The organism is Winogradskyella ursingii (genome assembly GCF_013403975.1).
GTDB classification, from domain to species: Bacteria; Bacteroidota; Bacteroidia; order Flavobacteriales; family Flavobacteriaceae; genus Winogradskyella; species Winogradskyella ursingii.
In genome coordinates, this window is record NZ_JABFDH010000001.1 from 114,320 (window position 1) to 133,715 (window position 19,396).

22 protein-coding genes are annotated in these 19,396 nt (G+C 34.7%); 13 read left to right on the forward strand and 9 right to left on the reverse strand.

Annotated elements, in window-relative coordinates:
• The first annotated feature begins 36 nt into the window (after positions 1-36).
• The 3 genes from HM983_RS00485 to HM983_RS00495 all read left to right on the forward strand — a co-directional run bounded on the left by HM983_RS00485 (position 37) and on the right by HM983_RS00495 (position 2,870).
• A complete protein-coding gene (locus HM983_RS00485; RefSeq protein ID WP_179343275.1) occupies positions 37-582 on the forward strand; it encodes a DUF3575 domain-containing protein in 546 nt (181 codons plus the stop codon).
• A 168-nt stretch (positions 583-750) separates the two neighbouring features.
• Complete coding sequence (locus tag HM983_RS00490) at positions 751-1,200, forward strand: response regulator (RefSeq protein WP_179343276.1); 450 nt, start codon at positions 751-753, stop codon at positions 1,198-1,200.
• A complete protein-coding gene (locus tag HM983_RS00495; RefSeq protein ID WP_179343277.1) occupies positions 1,197-2,870 on the forward strand; it encodes a sensor histidine kinase in 1,674 nt (557 codons plus the stop codon). The genes HM983_RS00490 and HM983_RS00495 overlap by 4 nt, the downstream gene beginning before the upstream one ends.
• A gap of 24 nt (positions 2,871-2,894) precedes the next feature.
• On the opposite strand, the gene HM983_RS00500 is transcribed toward HM983_RS00495, so the two are convergent.
• Both HM983_RS00500 and HM983_RS00505 read right to left on the reverse strand, forming a co-directional pair.
• Positions 2,895-4,436, reverse strand: coding sequence for a glycine--tRNA ligase (locus tag HM983_RS00500; protein WP_179343278.1), 1,542 nt, complete (start codon positions 4,434-4,436; stop codon positions 2,895-2,897).
• Positions 4,437-4,499: 63 nt separating this feature from the next.
• Positions 4,500-5,405: a hypothetical protein gene (locus HM983_RS00505; RefSeq protein WP_179343279.1), complete on the reverse strand. Its 906-nt coding sequence runs from the start codon at positions 5,403-5,405 to the stop codon at positions 4,500-4,502.
• Positions 5,406-5,492: 87 nt separating this feature from the next.
• Between HM983_RS00505 and HM983_RS00510 the strand changes: the two genes are divergently transcribed.
• Complete coding sequence (locus HM983_RS00510) at positions 5,493-6,152, forward strand: ComF family protein (protein ID WP_246277434.1); 660 nt, start codon at positions 5,493-5,495, stop codon at positions 6,150-6,152.
• 56 nt (positions 6,153-6,208) lie between these two features.
• Entirely contained in the window at positions 6,209-7,819 is a 1,611-nt protein-coding gene (locus HM983_RS00515) for an Ig-like domain-containing protein (protein ID WP_179343281.1), read from the forward strand.
• Here HM983_RS00515 and HM983_RS00520 read toward each other — a convergent pair.
• Positions 7,803-8,585: an amidohydrolase gene (locus HM983_RS00520; RefSeq protein WP_179343282.1), complete on the reverse strand. Its 783-nt coding sequence runs from the start codon at positions 8,583-8,585 to the stop codon at positions 7,803-7,805. The genes HM983_RS00515 and HM983_RS00520 overlap by 17 nt on opposite strands.
• 73 nt (positions 8,586-8,658) lie before the next feature.
• Here HM983_RS00520 and HM983_RS00525 point away from each other — a divergent pair, with 73 nt between their 5' ends.
• Positions 8,659-9,816, forward strand: a complete 1,158-nt coding sequence (locus HM983_RS00525; protein WP_179343283.1) for a serine hydrolase domain-containing protein — start codon at positions 8,659-8,661, stop codon at positions 9,814-9,816.
• Here HM983_RS00525 and HM983_RS00530 read toward each other — a convergent pair whose 3' ends face one another.
• From HM983_RS00530 to ahcY, 6 genes are all read right to left on the reverse strand, one after another.
• Complete coding sequence (locus tag HM983_RS00530) at positions 9,817-10,314, reverse strand: hypothetical protein (protein WP_179343284.1); 498 nt, start codon at positions 10,312-10,314, stop codon at positions 9,817-9,819.
• Positions 10,315-10,318: 4 nt separating this feature from the next.
• Positions 10,319-10,846 (reverse strand): hypothetical protein, encoded by a 528-nt coding sequence (locus HM983_RS00535; RefSeq protein WP_179343285.1) that lies wholly within the window; start codon positions 10,844-10,846, stop codon positions 10,319-10,321.
• Positions 10,847-10,919: 73 nt separating this feature from the next.
• Positions 10,920-12,062, reverse strand: coding sequence for a methionine aminotransferase (locus HM983_RS00540; RefSeq protein WP_179343286.1), 1,143 nt, complete (start codon positions 12,060-12,062; stop codon positions 10,920-10,922).
• A gap of 30 nt (positions 12,063-12,092) precedes the next feature.
• A complete protein-coding gene (locus HM983_RS00545) occupies positions 12,093-12,563 on the reverse strand; it encodes a very short patch repair endonuclease (protein ID WP_317166932.1) in 471 nt (156 codons plus the stop codon).
• Positions 12,560-13,027 carry a DUF1569 domain-containing protein gene (locus tag HM983_RS00550; protein WP_179343287.1) on the reverse strand — a complete coding sequence of 156 codons (468 nt, stop codon included), beginning with the start codon at positions 13,025-13,027 and terminating at the stop codon, positions 12,560-12,562. Before HM983_RS00550 ends, HM983_RS00545 begins: the two co-directional genes overlap by 4 nt.
• Before the next feature lie 94 nt (positions 13,028-13,121).
• On the reverse strand, positions 13,122-14,438 hold the full coding sequence (gene ahcY / locus HM983_RS00555) for an adenosylhomocysteinase (protein ID WP_179343288.1): 1,317 nt from the start codon (positions 14,436-14,438) through the stop codon (positions 13,122-13,124).
• Between the two features lie 137 nt (positions 14,439-14,575).
• Here ahcY and HM983_RS00560 point away from each other — a divergent pair, with 137 nt between their 5' ends.
• From HM983_RS00560 to arfB, 7 genes are all read left to right on the forward strand, one after another.
• Positions 14,576-15,202 carry a 4'-phosphopantetheinyl transferase family protein gene (locus tag HM983_RS00560; RefSeq protein WP_179343289.1) on the forward strand — a complete coding sequence of 209 codons (627 nt, stop codon included), beginning with the start codon at positions 14,576-14,578 and terminating at the stop codon, positions 15,200-15,202.
• Positions 15,202-15,927, forward strand: coding sequence for a geranylgeranylglyceryl/heptaprenylglyceryl phosphate synthase (locus HM983_RS00565; RefSeq protein ID WP_179343290.1), 726 nt, complete (start codon positions 15,202-15,204; stop codon positions 15,925-15,927). The genes HM983_RS00560 and HM983_RS00565 overlap by 1 nt, the downstream gene beginning before the upstream one ends.
• Positions 15,928-16,012: 85 nt before the next feature.
• Entirely contained in the window at positions 16,013-16,273 is a 261-nt protein-coding gene (locus tag HM983_RS00570) for a hypothetical protein (protein WP_179343291.1), read from the forward strand.
• A complete protein-coding gene (gene pnuC / locus HM983_RS00575) occupies positions 16,257-16,889 on the forward strand; it encodes a nicotinamide riboside transporter PnuC (protein ID WP_179343292.1) in 633 nt (210 codons plus the stop codon). The genes HM983_RS00570 and pnuC overlap by 17 nt, the downstream gene beginning before the upstream one ends.
• Positions 16,850-17,419, forward strand: a complete 570-nt coding sequence (locus tag HM983_RS00580; RefSeq protein ID WP_179343293.1) for an AAA family ATPase — start codon at positions 16,850-16,852, stop codon at positions 17,417-17,419. Before pnuC ends, HM983_RS00580 begins: the two co-directional genes overlap by 40 nt.
• Positions 17,416-18,972 carry a DUF4301 family protein gene (locus HM983_RS00585; RefSeq protein ID WP_179343294.1) on the forward strand — a complete coding sequence of 519 codons (1,557 nt, stop codon included), beginning with the start codon at positions 17,416-17,418 and terminating at the stop codon, positions 18,970-18,972. Before HM983_RS00580 ends, HM983_RS00585 begins: the two co-directional genes overlap by 4 nt.
• On the forward strand, positions 18,972-19,376 hold the full coding sequence (gene arfB, locus HM983_RS00590; protein WP_179343295.1) for an alternative ribosome rescue aminoacyl-tRNA hydrolase ArfB: 405 nt from the start codon (positions 18,972-18,974) through the stop codon (positions 19,374-19,376). Before HM983_RS00585 ends, arfB begins: the two co-directional genes overlap by 1 nt.
• Positions 19,377-19,396 lie beyond the last annotated feature (20 nt).

Consider the following 19,396-nt stretch of genomic DNA (forward strand, 5'->3'; position numbering starts at 1 on the left):
TGCAACAATCAATTTATAACTTAATTAAACAATCAAATGAAAAATATCGTATTAGCAATTGTCTTGCTATTTTCAATCTTTACCTTACAGTCTCAAAATCAAAATGATACAATTGTAGACCCACATGAAAAAGATAATGAGGTAAAAATAAATGCGGTATTCTTATTGGCAGGTGCTTTTGAAGGTTTTTATGAACGTAATATAAATGAGGAATCCTCTGCTGGAATTTCTGTGTTTCTCCCTTTTGCCAATGATATAGATTATGATATCAACTATTATGTCTCTCCTTACTATAGAATATTTTTTGGTAACAAATATGCTGCTGGTTTCTTTTTAGAAGGTTTTGCAATGCTTAATTCTGTTGAAAGAGAATTTTCTTCTGGTAGCAATGGTAACCTTACTTTCGAAGATAAAACGGTCACCGATTTTGCTCTTGGTTTTGGGTTAGGAAGTAAATGGCTAACCACAGGTGGCTTTGTTTTTGAACTTTCTGGTGGTATAGGTAGAAATCTTTTTGAAAATGATTTTGATGGAGAAAGCTTAGTCGGAAAATTTGGATTCAATCTTGGCTATCGCTTTTAATAATATTAGCTCTTAACTATAAGTTAAACTAAAAGCAATATTGAGGGCCATTCAATAATTTCGATTTGACATAATTTTATTATTTTTATTCAAATTTCGTATTTCTAAAATTCAGAAAATAGTAGATCTTACCAACGTAAACTCTAATTTATAGTAGATTAATTTATTATGAAAGCGCATTCACGTATTCCATATATTTATATTGTCGATGATGATGAAGATGATAGATTTCTTGCGGCAGAGGCTCTGTCTGCAACGATGCTTCCTCATAAATTTATGGCTTACGATAATGGAACAGATTTTATTGAAGCGTTATCCAAAAACGAAAATAATTTGCCAGATGTGGTTTTTTTGGATTACAATATGCCGATAAAAAATGGTTTAGAGTGTCTTGAAAGTCTAAAGGATTTGAATTTGCTCAATAAAATAAAGGTATATCTTTATTCTACTTACGTGGATACAACCACCACAGAAATGGCTTTTAATCTTGGTGCGCAAGGTTATTTGTGTAAACCTCCAGATTTTAATCTTTTAAAGACTTTACTATATAGAGCTATTGAGCAGGCATTGGATGTTAACACTAAACCTGATCTTGAGAACTTTGTAATTTATCCATGAAAAATAATAATCAATCAACCAAACCATTAAACAATCCTTTAGATTTTTTAGACGCTAAAGGAGAAATGGTAGAATTGGTTAAGCAAAAAGATTGGAGTAGCACATTAGTAGGTTGCCCTTCTCAATGGCCACAGAGTTTAAAAACTTCACTTGGAATAATTTTAGGGAATAAATTCCCCATGTTTATATTTTGGGGTAAGGAAAGTGTTTGCTTTTATAACGATGCATACAGACCAAGTTTAGGGATAGATGGTAAACATCCTAGTATTTTAGGAGAAAGAGGTGCTACAGCCTGGGCAGAAATTTGGGATGTTATAGGCCCTTTACTTGACCAAGTGAGAGACACTGGTATAGCACACTGGAGTGAGGATCAGCTTATTCCAATCTATAGAAATGGCACTTTAGAAAATGTCTATTGGACATTCAGTTATAGTCCAATAAGAGATGAGACTAAAAACATTGCGGGTATTTTGGTAACCTGTAATGAAACTACAGATAAAGTTCTCAATTTAAATAAATTAAAAGAGAGTGAAGATCAGCTTCGTTTCGCAATAGAAGCCGCAGAACTTGGAACCTGGGATTATGATTTGCAAACAGGCAGAGTAGTTTTAAACAAAAGATTGCAAAATTGGTTAGGTCTTAAAACGCTAGATTTATTAGATATTGAAATTTTAACAGAACGGATTATAGATGCAGATAAGCAAAAGGTTGTAGATGCACTAGACAATGCTTTGGATGTTGAAACACCCGGAAATTTTGATATGCAATTTACCGTTGAAAATAAACGAACCTCCAATCGTATCATCGTAAGATCTAAAGGAAGAGTATGGTTTAAAAACAACAGTGCGTATCGCTTTAATGGAACAGTACAAGATGTTACCGTACAAGCCAAAGAGCATTCAAAATTTTTGCAAGAAACTAACAGAACACTTCAACTATATATCGATAACCTTAAAAAATCTAATGAAGAACTTGAGGCCTTTGCATATGTATCCAGCCACGATTTGCAAGAACCTCTAAGGAAAATAATAATTTTTATTTCTAGAATTTTAGAACGTGAAAACCTACAAGGTATTGATGCATCTGATTTTGATCGCATAAAAAGGTCTGCCGAAAGAATGCGGCAATTAATTACTGATTTACTTAATTACTCGCGCATAAGTGGTAAATCTTCAGATAAACAAATAATTGACCTTAATGAGATAATCGATCAAGTTGAAGAGGATTTAAGTGAGATTATTAGTGGTACTGAAGCTAAGATTAAAGTTGCAAATCTAGAAAAAGTGAGAGCCGTTCCTTACCAAATGCGTCAATTGTTTAACAACTTGATAAGTAACGCTGTAAAATTTGCCAAGGAGGAAGAAAATTTGGTAATCACCATTAAGGGTGAATATCTACAAACCATTGATGACTTGTTTGAAGGAGCTAATGCGCAAAACGGATATTATAAAATTTCAGTTTCTGATAATGGCATCGGCTTTGATTCTGAAAACACACAGCGCATGTTTGAAGTGTTTCAGAAATTACATCCAAAATCTAAATATGGAGGCACCGGTATAGGATTGTCTATAGTAAAGAAAATTGCAAATGCCCATAACGGTTATATTCGAGCATTTGGTGAACCTAACGAAGGAGCAACATTTGAGATATATTTACCAATGCAAAAATAATTAAAGTGTATGTAATGACTTTTTTTAGTTCATTCGCATCAACCACTCCTTAACATCCACTTCATTTTTAATGATGTCTCTTAAATTTTCAATTTTTACACGGCTCTGTTCCATTGAGTCTCTGTGGCGAATAGTAACGGTGCCATCTTCTAAAGTATCGTGATCAACTGTAATACAAAATGGTGTACCATTGGCATCTTGTCTTCTGTAGCGTCTTCCTACAGCGTCTTTTTCGTCATAATCTACATTAAAGTCCCATTTTAGATCTTGCACGATTTTTTGAGCGACCTCTGGTAAACCATCCTTTTTTACCAATGGCAAAACCGCTGCCTTAATTGGTGCTAAAACTGCAGGTAATCTTAAAACCGTTCTTGTGGTATTATTTTCTAATTCTTCTTCTTCTAAAGCGTTCGAAAATACAGCTAGGAACATACGATCCAACCCGATTGAAGTTTCTAAAACATAAGGTGTATAACTGGCATTTTCTTCATGATCAAAATATTGAAGTTTTTTACCTGAAAATTCTTCATGCTGTTTCAAATCGAAATCAGTACGAGAATGAATCCCTTCCAATTCTTTAAACCCAAATGGAAACTTAAATTCTATATCGGTTGCTGCATCAGCATAGTGAGCCAATTTTTCGTGATCGTGAAAACGGTAATTATCTTCGCCTAAACCTAGTGATTTGTGCCACTTTAATCGAGTTTCTTTCCAATAATCAAACCATTCTTTCTGAGTACCTGGCTTTATAAAAAACTGCATTTCCATTTGCTCAAATTCCCGCATTCTAAAGATAAATTGTCTCGCCACAATTTCATTTCTAAAGGCTTTTCCGGTTTGTGCAATTCCAAATGGAATCTTCATACGACCAGTTTTTTGAACATTTAAAAAGTTGACGAAAATACCTTGCGCAGTTTCTGGTCTCAAATATAAATCCATTGCCGAATCTGCCGAAGCACCTAGTTTAGTGCCGAACATGAGGTTGAATTGCTTTACGTCCGTCCAATTTCGGCTTCCTGTCATTGGATCTGCAATTTCCAATTCTTCAATCAAAGCTTTTACGTCTTTTAAATCTTCGTTTTCCAAAGATTTGCCCAAACGCTTCAAAATGGTATTTATTTTTTCTTGATAGCGAACAACTCGATGATTAGTTGTTACAAATTCCTCTTTATTAAAAGCATCGCCAAATCGCTTTTCGGCTTTTGTAATTTCCTTATCAATTTTACTTTCAATCTTGGCGCAATAATCTTCTACCAAGACATCGGCTCTATAACGCTTTTTAGAATCTTTATTGTCAATCAAAGGATCGTTAAAAGCATCGACGTGGCCAGAGGCTTTCCAAGTGGTTGGATGCATAAAAATTGCAGCATCAATACCAACAATGTTGTCGTGCATCTGTACCATGGCTTTCCACCAATAGTCACGGATATTTTTTTTGAGCTCTGCGCCGTTTTGGGCATAGTCATATACTGCGCTCAATCCATCATAGATTTCACTACTTTGGAAGACGTAACCATACTCCTTTGCATGAGAGATTACTTTTTTAAATTGATCGTCGTTTGCCATGCTGCAAAAATAAAAAACCGCTCTAACTAATAGAGCGGTTTTTGTAAAATTATATGATAAGAATTATTTTAACTCAATACTTGTGCTTCCCAACTTCATATCTTTATGAAAAACATTAACAAAATAATACCCTTTTGGCAATGGTTTGTCGTTCTCAGGCGCTGTGATTGTAGTGCAAATGTCTAAATTGACATTGTTAAAATTAACCACTTCTTTTTGACTGTAAATAAGTGAGTTGTCACCAAAGAAAATTTCGCCTTTATCTGCAATAATATTTCCTTCTGGACTCACAATCTGAATATAAATTTCTTTTTTACCTTTTTCTGTCAATGGATTTTCCACAAGAGTGATGCAAATGTCCATAGCATTGGCGCGTCTAGCACGTGTTGTAGAACGCTTTTTTCCATTACTAATTTTAAAAGCTTCTGCATTGATAGTGCTAGCTTTTAATATTGCGGCTTTATCAATAGTTTTATTGAGACTATCATTTTTCTCTTCTAAATCTGTAATCGCTTCCGTTTTACGCTCAATAGTATTATAAGCATACCTTCTTTCCTTAAGCAAAACTTTGTTTGCTGAATTTAATGAGCTATTAGCAGAGTTCAGTGAGTCAATAGCACTGAGTAGTACTTTGCTCTTTGATTTTAAAATTATAAGTTGATCTCTAAACTTTGCTATGATCGAAACGTCACTTTTCAATAATCGCAGAGAATCCAAAGCGATTTTGGTTTCTAGTTTTGCCTCTTGGAGCTGGGCAGACATTAGATCGTAATCTTGGCTTAAATCGTCATAGCTGGCTAGCATTTCAGAAAGTTCGGTTTCTATCAAATGCTTTTCTTGCACTAGGAATTCTTCGTAGGATTTAATGGATTTGTAATTAGTAAAACTAAATACACCTAGAGCTGTTAAAACGACCAATAAAGAACTTATAATTAATCTATAGTTAAATAATTGAGGGTTAACTATCATTATTAATTTTCTTAGTTCCAGCGAAATTAAAGTATATTGAGTTCAAAATTTATTTTATTCGATTAAGTGGTAAAAAATTTGTTGAACTTGTTTTTCCCAAAGGTTTGTGAAGCCTGCTATAATATGTTGGCAGACAATGAACTGGTTTTATGCACTTCTTGTCGTCATCACTTACCTGTCACTAATTTTCATTTTGAAAATTCTGAATCGGTAAAAAAAGTGGTTTATGGTAGGGCAAAATTGGAAAATGCAACGGCTCTTTTACACTTTTCCAAAAAAGGAATTGTACAGGAATTGATGCATAATCTCAAATACAGAGGTCATGAGGAAATTGGTAAATTTTTTGGGACGTGGCTTGGTGGTGAATTAAAAACACTTGATGCCTATAAGAATATTGATGTGGTTGTCCCAGTACCCCTTTATAAAAAGAAACTTCGAAAAAGAGGGTATAATCAAGTAGATAAATTTGGAAGGGAAATTGCCAAAGCGTTACATGCTGAATTTAATGATACGGTTTTGGTAAAACTAAAGTCCACTAAAACACAAGTATTCAAAGAACGATTGTTACGTTTTAATGATGAAGAAGCCATTTTTGAAATTTCTGAGAACCAATCCTTAAAAGGGAAACATATTTTATTAGTAGATGATATTATTACTACAGGTGCAACGGTTGAAGCTTGCACCTCAGTTTTGAACAAAATCCATGGTCTGAAAATAAGTCTTGCTACTATGGCAATTGCAGATTGATTTCTTCGTTTGTAATAAATTATATCGTTTCTTTGTGCTATAATTTTAAACTAAAAATGCGTTTTTATCATATACGAATTCTGACAGTTCTTTGCCTAGCTTTTGCTCTGCTTAATTGTGCCAATCGTGGTTCTCCAAGTGGAGGAGAAGAAGATACGGAGCCGCCAGTGATTGTACGCTCCGTGCCAGAAAATTTTTCGACCAATTTTAAGGCAGATGAAATACGTATATATTTTAATGAGTACATCAAAATAAAAAATGTACAAAAGCAACTTATTATATCGCCACCAATGGATCCGAAACCAGATATTTATCCTTTGGGAGGAGCGAGCAAATACATATCAATTAAAATAAATGATACGCTAGAAGCTAATACCACTTATGCCTTTAATTTTGGACAAAGTATTGTCGATAATAATGAAGAAAATCCATATCCGTATTACAGATATGTGTTTTCTACGGGAAACACAATCGATTCACTCTCTGTGAAAGGATATATTACTGATGCTTTAAAAAACGAACCAGACCCTTTTATATCAGTAATGTTATATGAGGTCGACTCTACGTATTCAGATTCAATTATTTATAAAGAAAAACCAAGATATATTACTAATACGCTCGATAGTGTAACTAATTTTAGTATCGACAATATTAAAGCTGGAACTTACAAATTGGTGGCTCTTAAAGATGAAAATGGTAATTATCTTTTTGACCAAAGAGACGACAAAATCGCATTTCGCGACGGTTTTGTAACCGTGCCAACAGATTCTAACTATCAGCTTAACTTGTTTAAAGAGCAGACTAATTTTAAAGCCGTAAAGCCAAAACAAGAAAGTAAAAATAAAATCATTTTTCCATACGAAGGTGATTACGAATCTATGCGCATTCAGGTTTTGGGAGAAACACCCGAAAATTACCAAACAAGGATCGTAAAAGATGAATTGAGGGACACACTTTATTATTGGTACAAACCAGAATTTGAATTAGATAGTACCCAATTTATTGTATCCAATGAAACATCGGTAGACACATTTACCCATAGATTCAGAAATCTTGAGGCAGATACGTTGACGATTAGAGCAGTATCTTCTGGCACATTAAACTTTGAAGATGAATTTACCCTTGAAGGGAGTGTCCCTTTTGTAGACATTGATAAATCCAAAATTAAACTCATAGACAGGGATTCTATGGAAATACCTTTTAAGGTTGAATATGATTCTACATACAACCGTTATTCATTCCCTATTGAAAAAGAGGAAGGTCAAAAATATTTCTTTCGGATGCTCCCGAATACATTTACGGATTTTTACGAGGGCACCAATAAAGATACGCTCAATTACACCGTTAGAACTAAACAGAAATCTGAATATGGTAATGTAAGAGTAAAGCTTAGAAATGCCAAATTTCCTTTAATTGTTCAATTGGTAAACGACAAAGGAGTAGTGGTTTATGAACGTTATGTCACGGAAAATCCTGTTGTAGATTTTAACAATATTGTGGCAGGAACATACAGTTTACGTGCCATTTTCGATACAAACGAAAATAGAAAATACGATACAGGTAATTATTTGTTAGGTAAAAAACCAGAGCGCGTTAGCTACTCACCACCTATTGACGAGGTACGTTCAAACTTTGATCAAATTATAGATTTCACCCTTTTAGAGTAAAGTCGTCACGGTCGTTCAAGAAGTTCAATTTTTCTCTAAAGGCCTGGATATGTTCTTTGTCCAAATTTACAATGTCAATCGTTTCCTCTTCGTTAGAAATACCGTCTATTTTATTTCCAAGAACATCGTAAACGGCAGAATGTCCAACATATTCATGGTTATTACCATCAAACCCTACACGGTTCACTCCAATGCAATAGGCCATATTTTCTATCGCTCGAGCTTTAAGCAAAGTGTCCCAAGCAGCAATTCGCACTTTTGGCCAATTGGCAACATAGATTAAAACATCGTAATCTTCAGTATTTCTTGCCCAAACTGGGAATCTCAGGTCATAACAAACCAATGGACAGATTTTCCAACCTTTATAATCGAAAATAATTTTTTCAGAACCAGCAGTATAGACTTTATGCTCGCCAGCTAAGGTAAAGGTGTGTTTTTTATCATATTGTAGAATTGTTCCATTAGGCTCGACACAAATCAGGCGATTATAGTAGTTTTTATTTTCTGAAATAACCAAACTTCCGATAATTGCTATATCATGAAGCTTGGCCATTGTTTTTAACCAAGCAATAGTGTTTCCGTCCATGGTTTCTGCAACAGCAGAAGCATTCATGGTAAAGCCAGAAGTGAACATTTCTGGTAAAATAATTAAATCGAAATCACCAGATATGGTATGGATTTTCTTTTCTAGATTCAATCTGTTCTGGGCTGGATTTTCCCATTCCAAATCAGTTTGAATCAAACAGACTTTAAGTTGTTGTTGCATAGACTAAAATTACAATTTTTTAAATGTATTTGAAATTTAATATGTACTTTAAAAGCGTTAATTCAAGTTTTTTATGAAAAATCATCTATCAATTATATTCGTTTTCTTTTTAATAACACTAACTCAAAATATATCTGCTCAGATTACTTATTTTCCAGAACAAAATGTAGAATGGGAGACTAAATCTGTCACAACATTTCAGATTGATTCCGTTAAGTTAAATGCAGCCGTAAATTTTGCAAAAGCTAACGAATATTCAGGGTCAAGAGATTTAAGAATAGCCATATTAAAGGGTTTTGAACGCGAACCATTTCATGAAATATTAGGACCGACGAAAAAGCGTGGAGAACCTGCCGGGATGGTCTTAAAAGATGGTTACCTGATCTCTAAATGGGGAGATACCAAACGTGTAGATATGACCTTTAGCGTTACCAAAAGCTTTTTGTCCACAACTGTTGGTTTGGCAATAGATAAAAATTTGATTAAATCAGTAAACGATAAAGTTGAAGATTACGTCTGGGACGGTACCTTTTCTGGAGCGCATAATTCTAAAATTACTTGGGAACATTTATTGCAACAAAATTCAGACTGGTCCGGTGAAATTTGGGGAGGAAAGGATTGGGCAGATCGTCCGCCATTAGAGGGTGATTTAGACGATTGGAAAAACAGAACCTTAAAAGAGCCGGGAACATTTATGGAGTACAATGATGTGCGTGTTAATGTGCTGGCATATTCTATTTTACAGGTTTGGAGAAAGCCGTTACCGCAAGTCCTCAAAGAAAACGTAATGGACAAAATTGGAGCGTCTACAACTTGGAGGTGGTTTGGCTATGATAACGCGTGGACAACCATTGATGGTCTAAAAATGAAATCTGTAACAGGTGGAGGACACTCTGGCGCTGGTCTTTTTATTTCTACAGAGGATATGGCAAGATTCGGACTCCTATTTTTAAATGATGGTCAATGGAAAAACGAAAGTATAATAAGTAAAGAATGGATAAATAAAGCAATCATTCCGTCAGAACCAAACGTAAATTACGGTTATATGTGGTGGCTGAATAAAAAAGGGCCACGACATTGGGAAAACGTTTCTGAAGATATTTATTATGCAGCTGGTTTTGGTGGCAATTTTATCATTATAGATAAAAAACAAAATTTGGTGATTGTTACACGCTGGTTGGAGCCCTCAAAAATTAAAGAATTTGTCCAGACATTGTACAAGGCACTCTAATTAATTATCTTTTAATTTCTTTTTAGCTTTATCAAGTTTTTCATTGAGGTCTTTTAAGTCTTCAAGCCATTTTTCCTCATCTTTTGGAGAGAGCTTACCTTTCTTTTTTAATTTTTCGTATTTGGCTTGTGCTTTTTTTAGTTTCTTAGTTTTATTCTCAACATCCTCCTTTAGTTTTTGCTCTCTTTTTAATTCCTTCTCGGCTTTTTTTCGAGCTTTTTCAGCCTTTTTTAAGGCTTTTTCAGCTTTTTTGTTGGCTTTTTCTAGTCTTTTGGCCTCTTTTTCGGCTTTTTCTTTAATTGCCATTTTTTCGGCAATTAAGGCGGCATCCTTGAAAATTTGTGTTTTCATTTGTGCGCTTAAAGTTGCGGTAACGTCCTCACCATTGAAATAGATTTTCTCCTTTTTGACTTCGTAGGTTTTTCCATCTTTTTCAACTTCTTGTGCATTGACAAAGAGCACAAAAATGAAACTTAAGACTGTTAGAAAATATTTCATCTTGTTATTTGTTTAGGTTATCCATTCTTTGTTTGGCTTCAGCTAACTCTTTTTCAAGATCTTTAAGTTTCTTTTGCCACTTCTCTTCGTCTCTTGGAGATAATTTTCCTTCTTCTTTAAGCTCTTCAAAGCGTTGTTTTTCTTTTTCTAATTTCTTTTTTGCTCTTAGAAAATCTTCACGCGCATCTTCTTTTGCTTTCATTTTACGTTCTAGTGCCTCTTGTTTTTCCTCAAGTTCTCTTTGTTTCTTCTTTGCCTCCTCCTCGGCTTTTTTTAGTTCACTGCGTTTTTTTTCTAATTCTTTTTGAAGTTTCAATGCTTCCTCTTTAGCTTTTCGCTTTTCTGTAATTAAATTTTTTATTTCTCTTTTTTCTTTGGTACTTAAAGATTCCGTAACATTTTCGCCGTCAGCAATAAAGGTATCTCCTTTAACGTCATAAACTTTGCCGTCATTGGTGATAATACGCTCACTACTGCCACAAGATGAAAACACAAGAATTAAAAGAACAGGTATCAATTTTAAAAATTTCATATGGTGTTTTTGCTTACTAATAATTAACACAAAATTCTTGAATTTATCGCTATTATTACCAAACGTTTAACATTTATACTTGGTTAAGTATATCGGCTGCTTTCTTCAATGTTTCTGGCGTTTTTGCAAAACAAAAGCGCAACACTTTATCATCTTTATTGTTTTCGTTGAAGACTGAAAGCGGAATTGATGCAATACCAAACTCTTTTGTCAATCGTTTGGCAAAATCAACATCGTTTTCATCAGTAATTTCAGAATAATCCAACACCTGAAAATAGGTGCCCTTAGATGGATTAAATTTGAATCTAGACTCCGAAATCAAATTGAGAAATAAATCCCGTTTCTGTTGAAAAAACTGGTTCAATCCTAAATACGTTTCGGAATCCTGCATATAATCTGCAATCCCTTTTTGCGATGGGTGATGCACGGAGAATACGTTGAATTGATGTACTTTTCTAAACTCTGCCATCAATGCTTCAGGCGCACAACAATATCCAATTTTCCAACCTGTATTATGAAATGTTTTTCCGAAAGAAGCGGTTATGAAAGAGCGATCTTTTAAATCGTTGAATAGGCAAACGCTTTGGTGTTTTTCACCATCAAAAACAATGTGTTCGTAAACTTCATCGCTTAAAACAATAATATTGGTGTTTTTGGTTAATTTTTGAAGTTGTAGCATATCATCTTTAGACCAAATCATTCCACTCGGATTGTGTGGTGTATTGATGATTATCATCTTTATTTTAGGCGATATTTTTGAAGCCACCTCGTTCCAATCCACTTTATAATCTGGTGCAGAAAGTTGAATTGGGATAGTTTTTCCTCCATTAATTTCAACTGCTGGCTGGTAACAATCGTAAGCGGGTTTAAAAATAATGACTTCATCATTTGCTCGAATAAAGGCCGAAATAATAGTATAAATTGCTTGAGTAGCACCAGCCGTAACTGTGATTTCTTTTTCAGGATGGTAAGTTGAATCGTATAGTAATTGATATTTGTTTGAAATCGCCAAGCGTAAGTCGAGATTTCCAGCCATCGGTGCGTATTGGTTGTAACCATTGTTCATGGCTTTGGTAACAAAATCATTCAGCTTTTGGGAACTTGGGTAATTTGGAAACCCTTGAGATAAATTTATGGCATTGTACTCTTTTGCGAGCGCACTCATTACGGTGAATATTGTTGTGCCTACGTGGGGTAGTTTGGATTGGTGTTGCATCTTGTAAAGATAATGACTTCTTGATACAATTCAATTCGCTTTCGCCAAATCCAAATACACCATCACATCATTAATACAGGTTTTAAGATTGTCTTTTATTTCGTGAGTCCAAAATCTAAAAACCGTAAAGTCTAATTCTTTTAGCTGCCGATTCACTTCGCGGTCACGCTGCATATTACGCTCAATCTTTGGAATCCAAAAGTCGCGATTACTTTTTAATTTATCTTTTCGTTCGTTCCAATTGTACCCGTGCCAGAATTCACCATCAATAAAAATGGCAAGTTTATACTTTTTAATACTTACGTCTGGTCTGCCAGGCAGTTGTTTGTTGTCCACACGATAGCGAACACCTTTTTTCCAAAGCGTTTTACGGAATTGTAGTTCTGGTTTGGTATTCTTGCCACGAATTTTGCTCATTATTTTTGAGCGTTTTTTGGTGGTGTAGAAACCAGATTCCTCATTGAATCTTGGGACTTTTATTTTTTCTTCATTATAGTTCACTTTTTCAAAATATCCCTAATAATTTTTAAATGGTGATTGGTATGCAGCATCAAAAACCGATTAACTCTTTTGGTATTGATATGCCCAAACATAGGATGTTTAAAGTAAGCATTTCGGTCCAATTTTTTAATGACATCAATATTAGTTTTTGTTGTTTCCAATTGAGCTAACAAATCGGCTTTTGTAATATGTTCTGGTGGTAAGACGTATTTTGGTGCTCTGGCTCTTCCTCGTGGAAAGAATCCAACGGTAAAAAACACCTTTCCCAAAAAGCTGAAATTATTTTGATACTCTTCTGGGTTTGATTTTTCTAAAGTGGCAATAACACTGTTTATTACTTTTAAACTATGGTCCAAATGCCAACCAATGGAGGATTTTGATACTTTGGGATTAATGAATTCATATTTTGGAATTAGACTTTCAATTTGGCTGATGTAGTTGGTTAAGGCTTTGTTTGATGGCATAGATGATTTGTTTTGGTTAAGTTAAATAAAAAAATCCCAAACTCTAAAGTTCGGGATTTTTTGATTTTGAGATTTCTGCCTACGCAGGAATTTATTAGTATCTGTAATGCTCAGGCTTATAAGGGCCTTCAACCTCTACACCAATGTATTTTGCTTGGTCTTCTTTTAATTCAGTAAGCTCAACACCAATTTTTTCTAAGTGTAATTTTGCTACTTTTTCATCTAAATGTTTTGGTAGCATATACACTTCGTTGTCATAATTATCGCTGTTTTTCCAAAGTTCAATCTGAGCCAAAGTTTGGTTGGTAAACGAGTTACTCATCACAAAACTTGGGTGTCCTGTCGCACAGCCTAAGTTCACTAAACGTCCTTCTGCTAAGATGATAATATCTTTGCCGTTAATTGTATATTTATCTACTTGAGGCTTAATGGTATTTTTAGTGTTTCCGTGATTTTTGTTTAACCAAGCCATCTGTATTTCGTTATCAAAATGACCAATGTTACACACAATTGTTTTGTCTTTCATTGCTTCAAAATGTTCAGCACGCACAATATCCTTATTCCCAGTTGTTGTGATAACGATATCAGAATTGCCAACAACGGTTTCTAGTTTTTTCACCTCAAATCCGTCCATTGCCGCTTGTAAAGCACAAATTGGGTCGATTTCAGTAACGGTAACTATACTGCCTGCACCTTTAAAAGAGGCAGCCGTTCCCTTACCAACGTCACCATATCCGCAAACAGTTACGCGCTTTCCAGCCAACATAATATCAGTTGCACGACGTACTGCATCTACTGCAGATTCTTTACAACCGTACTTATTATCGAATTTAGATTTTGTAACGGAATCGTTCACATTAATCGCAGGCATTGGCAATGTGCCATTTTTAACACGCTCATAAAGTCTGTGAACACCGGTTGTTGTTTCTTCAGAAAGACCTTTGATTCCAGCGGCCAGTTCAGGATATTTATCCAAAACCATATTGGTTAAATCACCACCATCATCCAAAATCATGTTAAGTGGCTTTCTATCTTCTCCAAAAAATAAGGTTTGTTCAATACACCAATCAAATTCCTCTTCGGTCATATCTTTCCATGCGTATACCGCAGTTCCAGCAGCTGCAACAGCGGCAGCAGCTTGATCTTGAGTAGAAAAGATGTTACAAGAACTCCAAGTGACTTCTGCACCTAAAGATTGTAATGTTTCAATAAGTACAGCAGTCTGGATTGTCATGTGCAGACAACCTGCAATTCGAGCACCTTTTAACGGTTGCTCATTTCCGTATTCTTCACGAAGGCTCATTAAACCTGGCATTTCTGCTTCGGCTAATTCGATTTCTTTTCTTCCCCAATCAGCAAGCTCTATGTTCTTTACTTTAAAAGGTACGTAAGTCATGGTTTTTGTGCTCATATTTCTTTTTGTCTAATTTTTTTAAAATTGTCGTTGCCTTTGGGTTTATGGCTTAAATAACTAAATTCGCTACATCAAAAAAATACCAAATTCGCCTTAGGCGTTGCAAAGATAATCAATAGGTTTTAGAATATTAAATGCCACTGTACAAATCCATTAGCGTAAACTCACAAACTACTGTTAAAATCTGGAAGATTGATGAATCTTTCGGCGACTTATTTCAACCATTGGATTTAAAACCCGAAAGTTTAGAACGCGTCAATGGCATGAAAAGTGAATTGCATCAATGCGGTTTTTTAAGCGTGCGACATTTGCTTCGTGAGTTTGGTTACACTGATCAAGATTTATTTTATGACGAAAATGGAAAACCACATCTAAAAGATGGCAAGCATATTTCGATAACGCATTCTTTCAATTTTTCAGGTGTCATTATTAGTAATGCTGAAGTAGGTATAGATATCGAAAAGCAGCGCCAAAAAATTGGCATTATCGCCAAGAAGTTTGTTGATTACGAATTCGATTATCTGAATACTAGATCTGAAGATTACGTAAGAAAACTGACTGTAATTTGGTGTGTCAAAGAATCGCTCTACAAGCTATTTGCAACTCCTGGGATGTTATTTAAGGAGCATTTTTTAGTGATTCCTTTTATGCTTAAGGATGAAGAAACCGTTGCTTGGATTGATTATAATGATAGAAAATATAGATACAACACAGCCTATTTGGAATTTGAAGGTTTCACTTGTGCTTACGTAATTCCATAATGCAAGGTCTCTATAAAAATATCGTTTTGGCTTCAGCTAAAGGAGAGAAAAACTTGGCGGTATTAATCGATCCAGATAATATGAAGGTTGAAAACGTTTCAAACTTCATTTCAAAAGTCAATCAATCTATAGCCACACATATTTTTGTAGGTGGAAGTGAAGTTGAAGAACATCTGACTGAAAATCTAGTTATTGAAATTAAAAAACATACGAAACTTCCTATTATCTTATTTCCAGGTGATGTTATTCAGATTACCGAAAAAGCCGATGGTATTTTGTTTTTATCACTGATTTCAGGTCGAAATCCCGACTATTTAATCGGAAAGCATGTAGAAGCGGTTTCAAGATTAAAACAGACCAATTTAGAACTAATACCAACAGGTTATATTTTAATTGAAAATGGAAAGGAAACTTCAGTACAACGTATTAGTAAAACTCAACCAATGCAAAGAAATGCTGTTCAAAAAATTGTTGATACGGCCAAAGCAGGAGAGTTGTTGGGAATGAAACTCATTTATCTCGAAGCTGGCAGTGGAGCAACACATGCGATAGAACCGGAAATTATTTCAAAAGTGAAACAAGAATTAAAAATTCCGCTGATTGTTGGAGGCGGTATAAGAACAAAGAAAGAAATGGAGTCGGCTTACAAAGCAGGAGCAGATACGGTCGTTATTGGAACGGCTTTCGAGCAGGATGAAGGATTTTTTGACGAATTACTGTCGTAACTCGTCATGCTGAACTTGTTTCAGCATCTCATGATTCAAAAACTAAAGTATAATTTAAAAGATTACCGCTTTCGCGGCAACTAAGATGAAAACATCAATAGAACTAACACTTACACCTCTAAAAGACGATTATGAATTACACATCATCGACTTTATAAAAAGACTTAGAGATTCAGAGTTTAAGGTTTTGGAAAATCCGTTAAGTACACAGATTTATGGCGATTTTGACCAACTTATGCCATTTTTAACCCAAGAAATCAAACGCTCATTTTCAGAAATTGATATTGCTGTATTACAAATGAAAATTGTAAAATCAGATCGTAGTGACTATGAGCCAAATTTTTGATTTCTTATTCGGACAGTATTCAGAATACAGTACTTTAGACGTTAGTTTAGAGATAACTGCCGTTGTTTTCGGTTTTCTATCCGTTTGGTTTTCAAAGCAGAATAATGTTCTGGTCTTTCCAACTGGGATGATAAGTACTGTAATTTTCGTTTACCTTTTATTAAAATGGGAGTTACTCGGTGATATGATGATTAACGCTTATTATTTTATAATGAGCGTTTACGGTTGGTTGGTTTGGACAAGAAAAGTCGATGCCTTTCAGGTGACACCTATTTCAAGAACAACGACCAAAGAAAAGAAAATTAGCATTCTAATATTCATCGCAACTTTGGCTTTTGTTTACATCGTTTATCAAACTTTCGACAAATGGACAAGTTGGGTGGCTTACGTTGATACTTTTACAACGGCCATTTTCTTTGTAGGCATGTGGCTTATGGCAAGACGTAAAATTGAAAATTGGATTCTCTGGATTATCGGAGACATCATATCTGTACCTTTATATTTTTACAAAGGTTTTACGTTTACAAGTTTTCAATATTTAGGATTCACAATTATCGCAATTTTTGGTTATCTCGCATGGAAAAAGCACTTAAACAACAACCCAGTAACTGCATAAAAGTAGTTGTGTTCGGTCCAGAATCTACGGGAAAAACAACAATTTCCCGTCAGTTGGCTGAGCATTACAACACACTTTGGGTACCGGAATTTGCACGAGAATATCTTCAGAAAAAATGGGATAGAGAAAAAAAAATCTGTGAGCCCAAAGATTTGCTTCCGATTGCGATAGGGCAAATGAAAATGGAGAATGAGTTCGCCCAAAGGGTAGATTCTGTTTTAATTTGTGATACCGATTTATTGGAAACCAAAGTGTATAGCGAGGTGTATTTTTCAGGGACTTGCAATCCAAAAATTGAAAAGTATGCTTTAGAAAACAAATATGATCTATATTTTTTAACATATATTGATACACCTTGGGAGCCTGATGATTTAAGAGATAAACCAACAGAAAGAAAACAAATGTTTGAAGCTTTTGAGCAGGCATTGATAATGCATAAAAAGCCTTACGTTATTTTAAAAGGAAACAAAAAGGAACGTCTAAAAATTGCTATTGGCAGAATTGATAAATTAATAAAAGAGCAGCAATGAATTTTACTCAAAAAGACCTAAATCAAATTGAAAACAAAGGATTGTCGGCAGAAAAGGTCAAATCTCAAGTTGAAACTTTTAAAAAAGGAATCCCCTTCACTCAAATTGTCGAAGCCGCTACAGTTGGTAATGGCATTATAAAACTCAATGATGAGTTGATCGACAATTCCATCGAACTTTTTGAAGAGAGAAAGAGTGAGCTTTCATTGCTAAAATTTGTTCCTGCATCGGGTGCTGCTACACGAATGTTTAAATTTTTATTTCAATTTTTAGAAGATTATAATCCTGAAGATCAATCCATAAATGCGTACATCAACAAAAATGATTTAAAAAATATGTCGGTCTTTGTCGTGGGCATGGAAAAGTTTCCGTTTTACAATAAAGTATTGGCACAATTAGATTTAAATGGAGTTGATTTTGAAAACCTAAACGACAGTGAAAAAGTCTATCATTTTGTAAAGACGATGCTTGATGCAGATATGCTGAACTTTGGAAATTGGCCAAAAGGTTTGCTCCCATTTCATAGATACAAAAATAATATTTCGACAGCGTTTGAAGAGCATTTGTACGAGACAGCATTGTATGCAGGCAAGGACAAGCAAGCACATTTACATTTCACAATATCTGAGCAGCACGAAGAGAAATTTAAAAATGAATTTAAGGCCATCCAAAATACTGTGGAAGAAAAAACAGGAGTTGATTTCAATATTTCTTTCTCATACCAGCAGTCATCTACAGATACTATTGCAGTAACACCAAATGACGAACCATTTAGAAATGACGATGGTTCTATATTGTTTCGTCCTTCGGGTCATGGTGCGTTAATCACCAATTTAAATGCGCTTAATGCAGACGTGATTTTCGTTAAAAATATTGATAATGTTGTTGTTTATAAATACAAAGATGAGGTTGCCAAATACAAAAAAGTATTAGCAGGAATTTTGTTGAAATTACAAGAAAAATCGTTTCAATATTTACGACAACTCGAGTCCAATTCGATTTCTGAAAATGACATACACGAAATGGTCAATTTTATATCAAAAAAATTGAATGTTAGGACTTCTGATGAATTTGAAAAATATTCAGACCAAAATAAAATTGAATATTTAAAAGAAAAACTTAATCGTCCAATACGCGTTTGCGGTATGGTAAAAAATGAAGGAGAACCTGGAGGTGGACCATTTTGGATCAAGGATAAAAAGGGTAATGAGTCGCTTCAAATAGTAGAATCTGCGCAAATCGATTTAGACAACAAACAACAGAAAAATATTCTTCAAAACGCAACGCACTTTAATCCTGTGGATTTAGTATGTGGGGTCAAAAACCACCAAGGTAAACCTTTCGATTTAGAAAATTATGTTAATCACGATGCAGCATTCATCACATCAAAGACAAAAGCAGGAAAAGAATTAAAAGCACTGGAACTACCTGGGCTGTGGAATGGAAGTATGGCATATTGGAATACCATTTTCGTTGAGGTGCCTATCATCACCTTTAACCCTGTCAAAACGGTAAATGATTTATTAAAAGCGCCACATCAAATTAAAGCATAGTGGACGCAGACTTATTAAAATCAGAGGTTAGTTATAAATACGTCCGAAGTTCGGGAAGTGGAGGCCAACATGTAAATAAAGTATCCTCAAAAGCCGAGCTATATTTCAATATTCAAAATTCCCAAGGATTAACTGATAACGAAAAACAAAAACTCACCGAGTTTTTTAGCTCTAGATTGACCAATGATGGAACATTAATTTTAGCCTCAGACGAAAGCCGAAGTCAATTTAGAAATAAAGCTTTGGTCACTAAGCGCTTTTTAGAATTAATCACGGAAGGATTAAAAGTTGAGAAAAAACGAATTCCAACTAGAATTCCCAGAAGAGCAAAAAAGAGACGGTTAAAAAATAAGCGTATTAATGCTGAGAAAAAGGCCAATAGGAAACCACCCAAAATTGATTAGCTTTCCGTCATTTCGAGTGA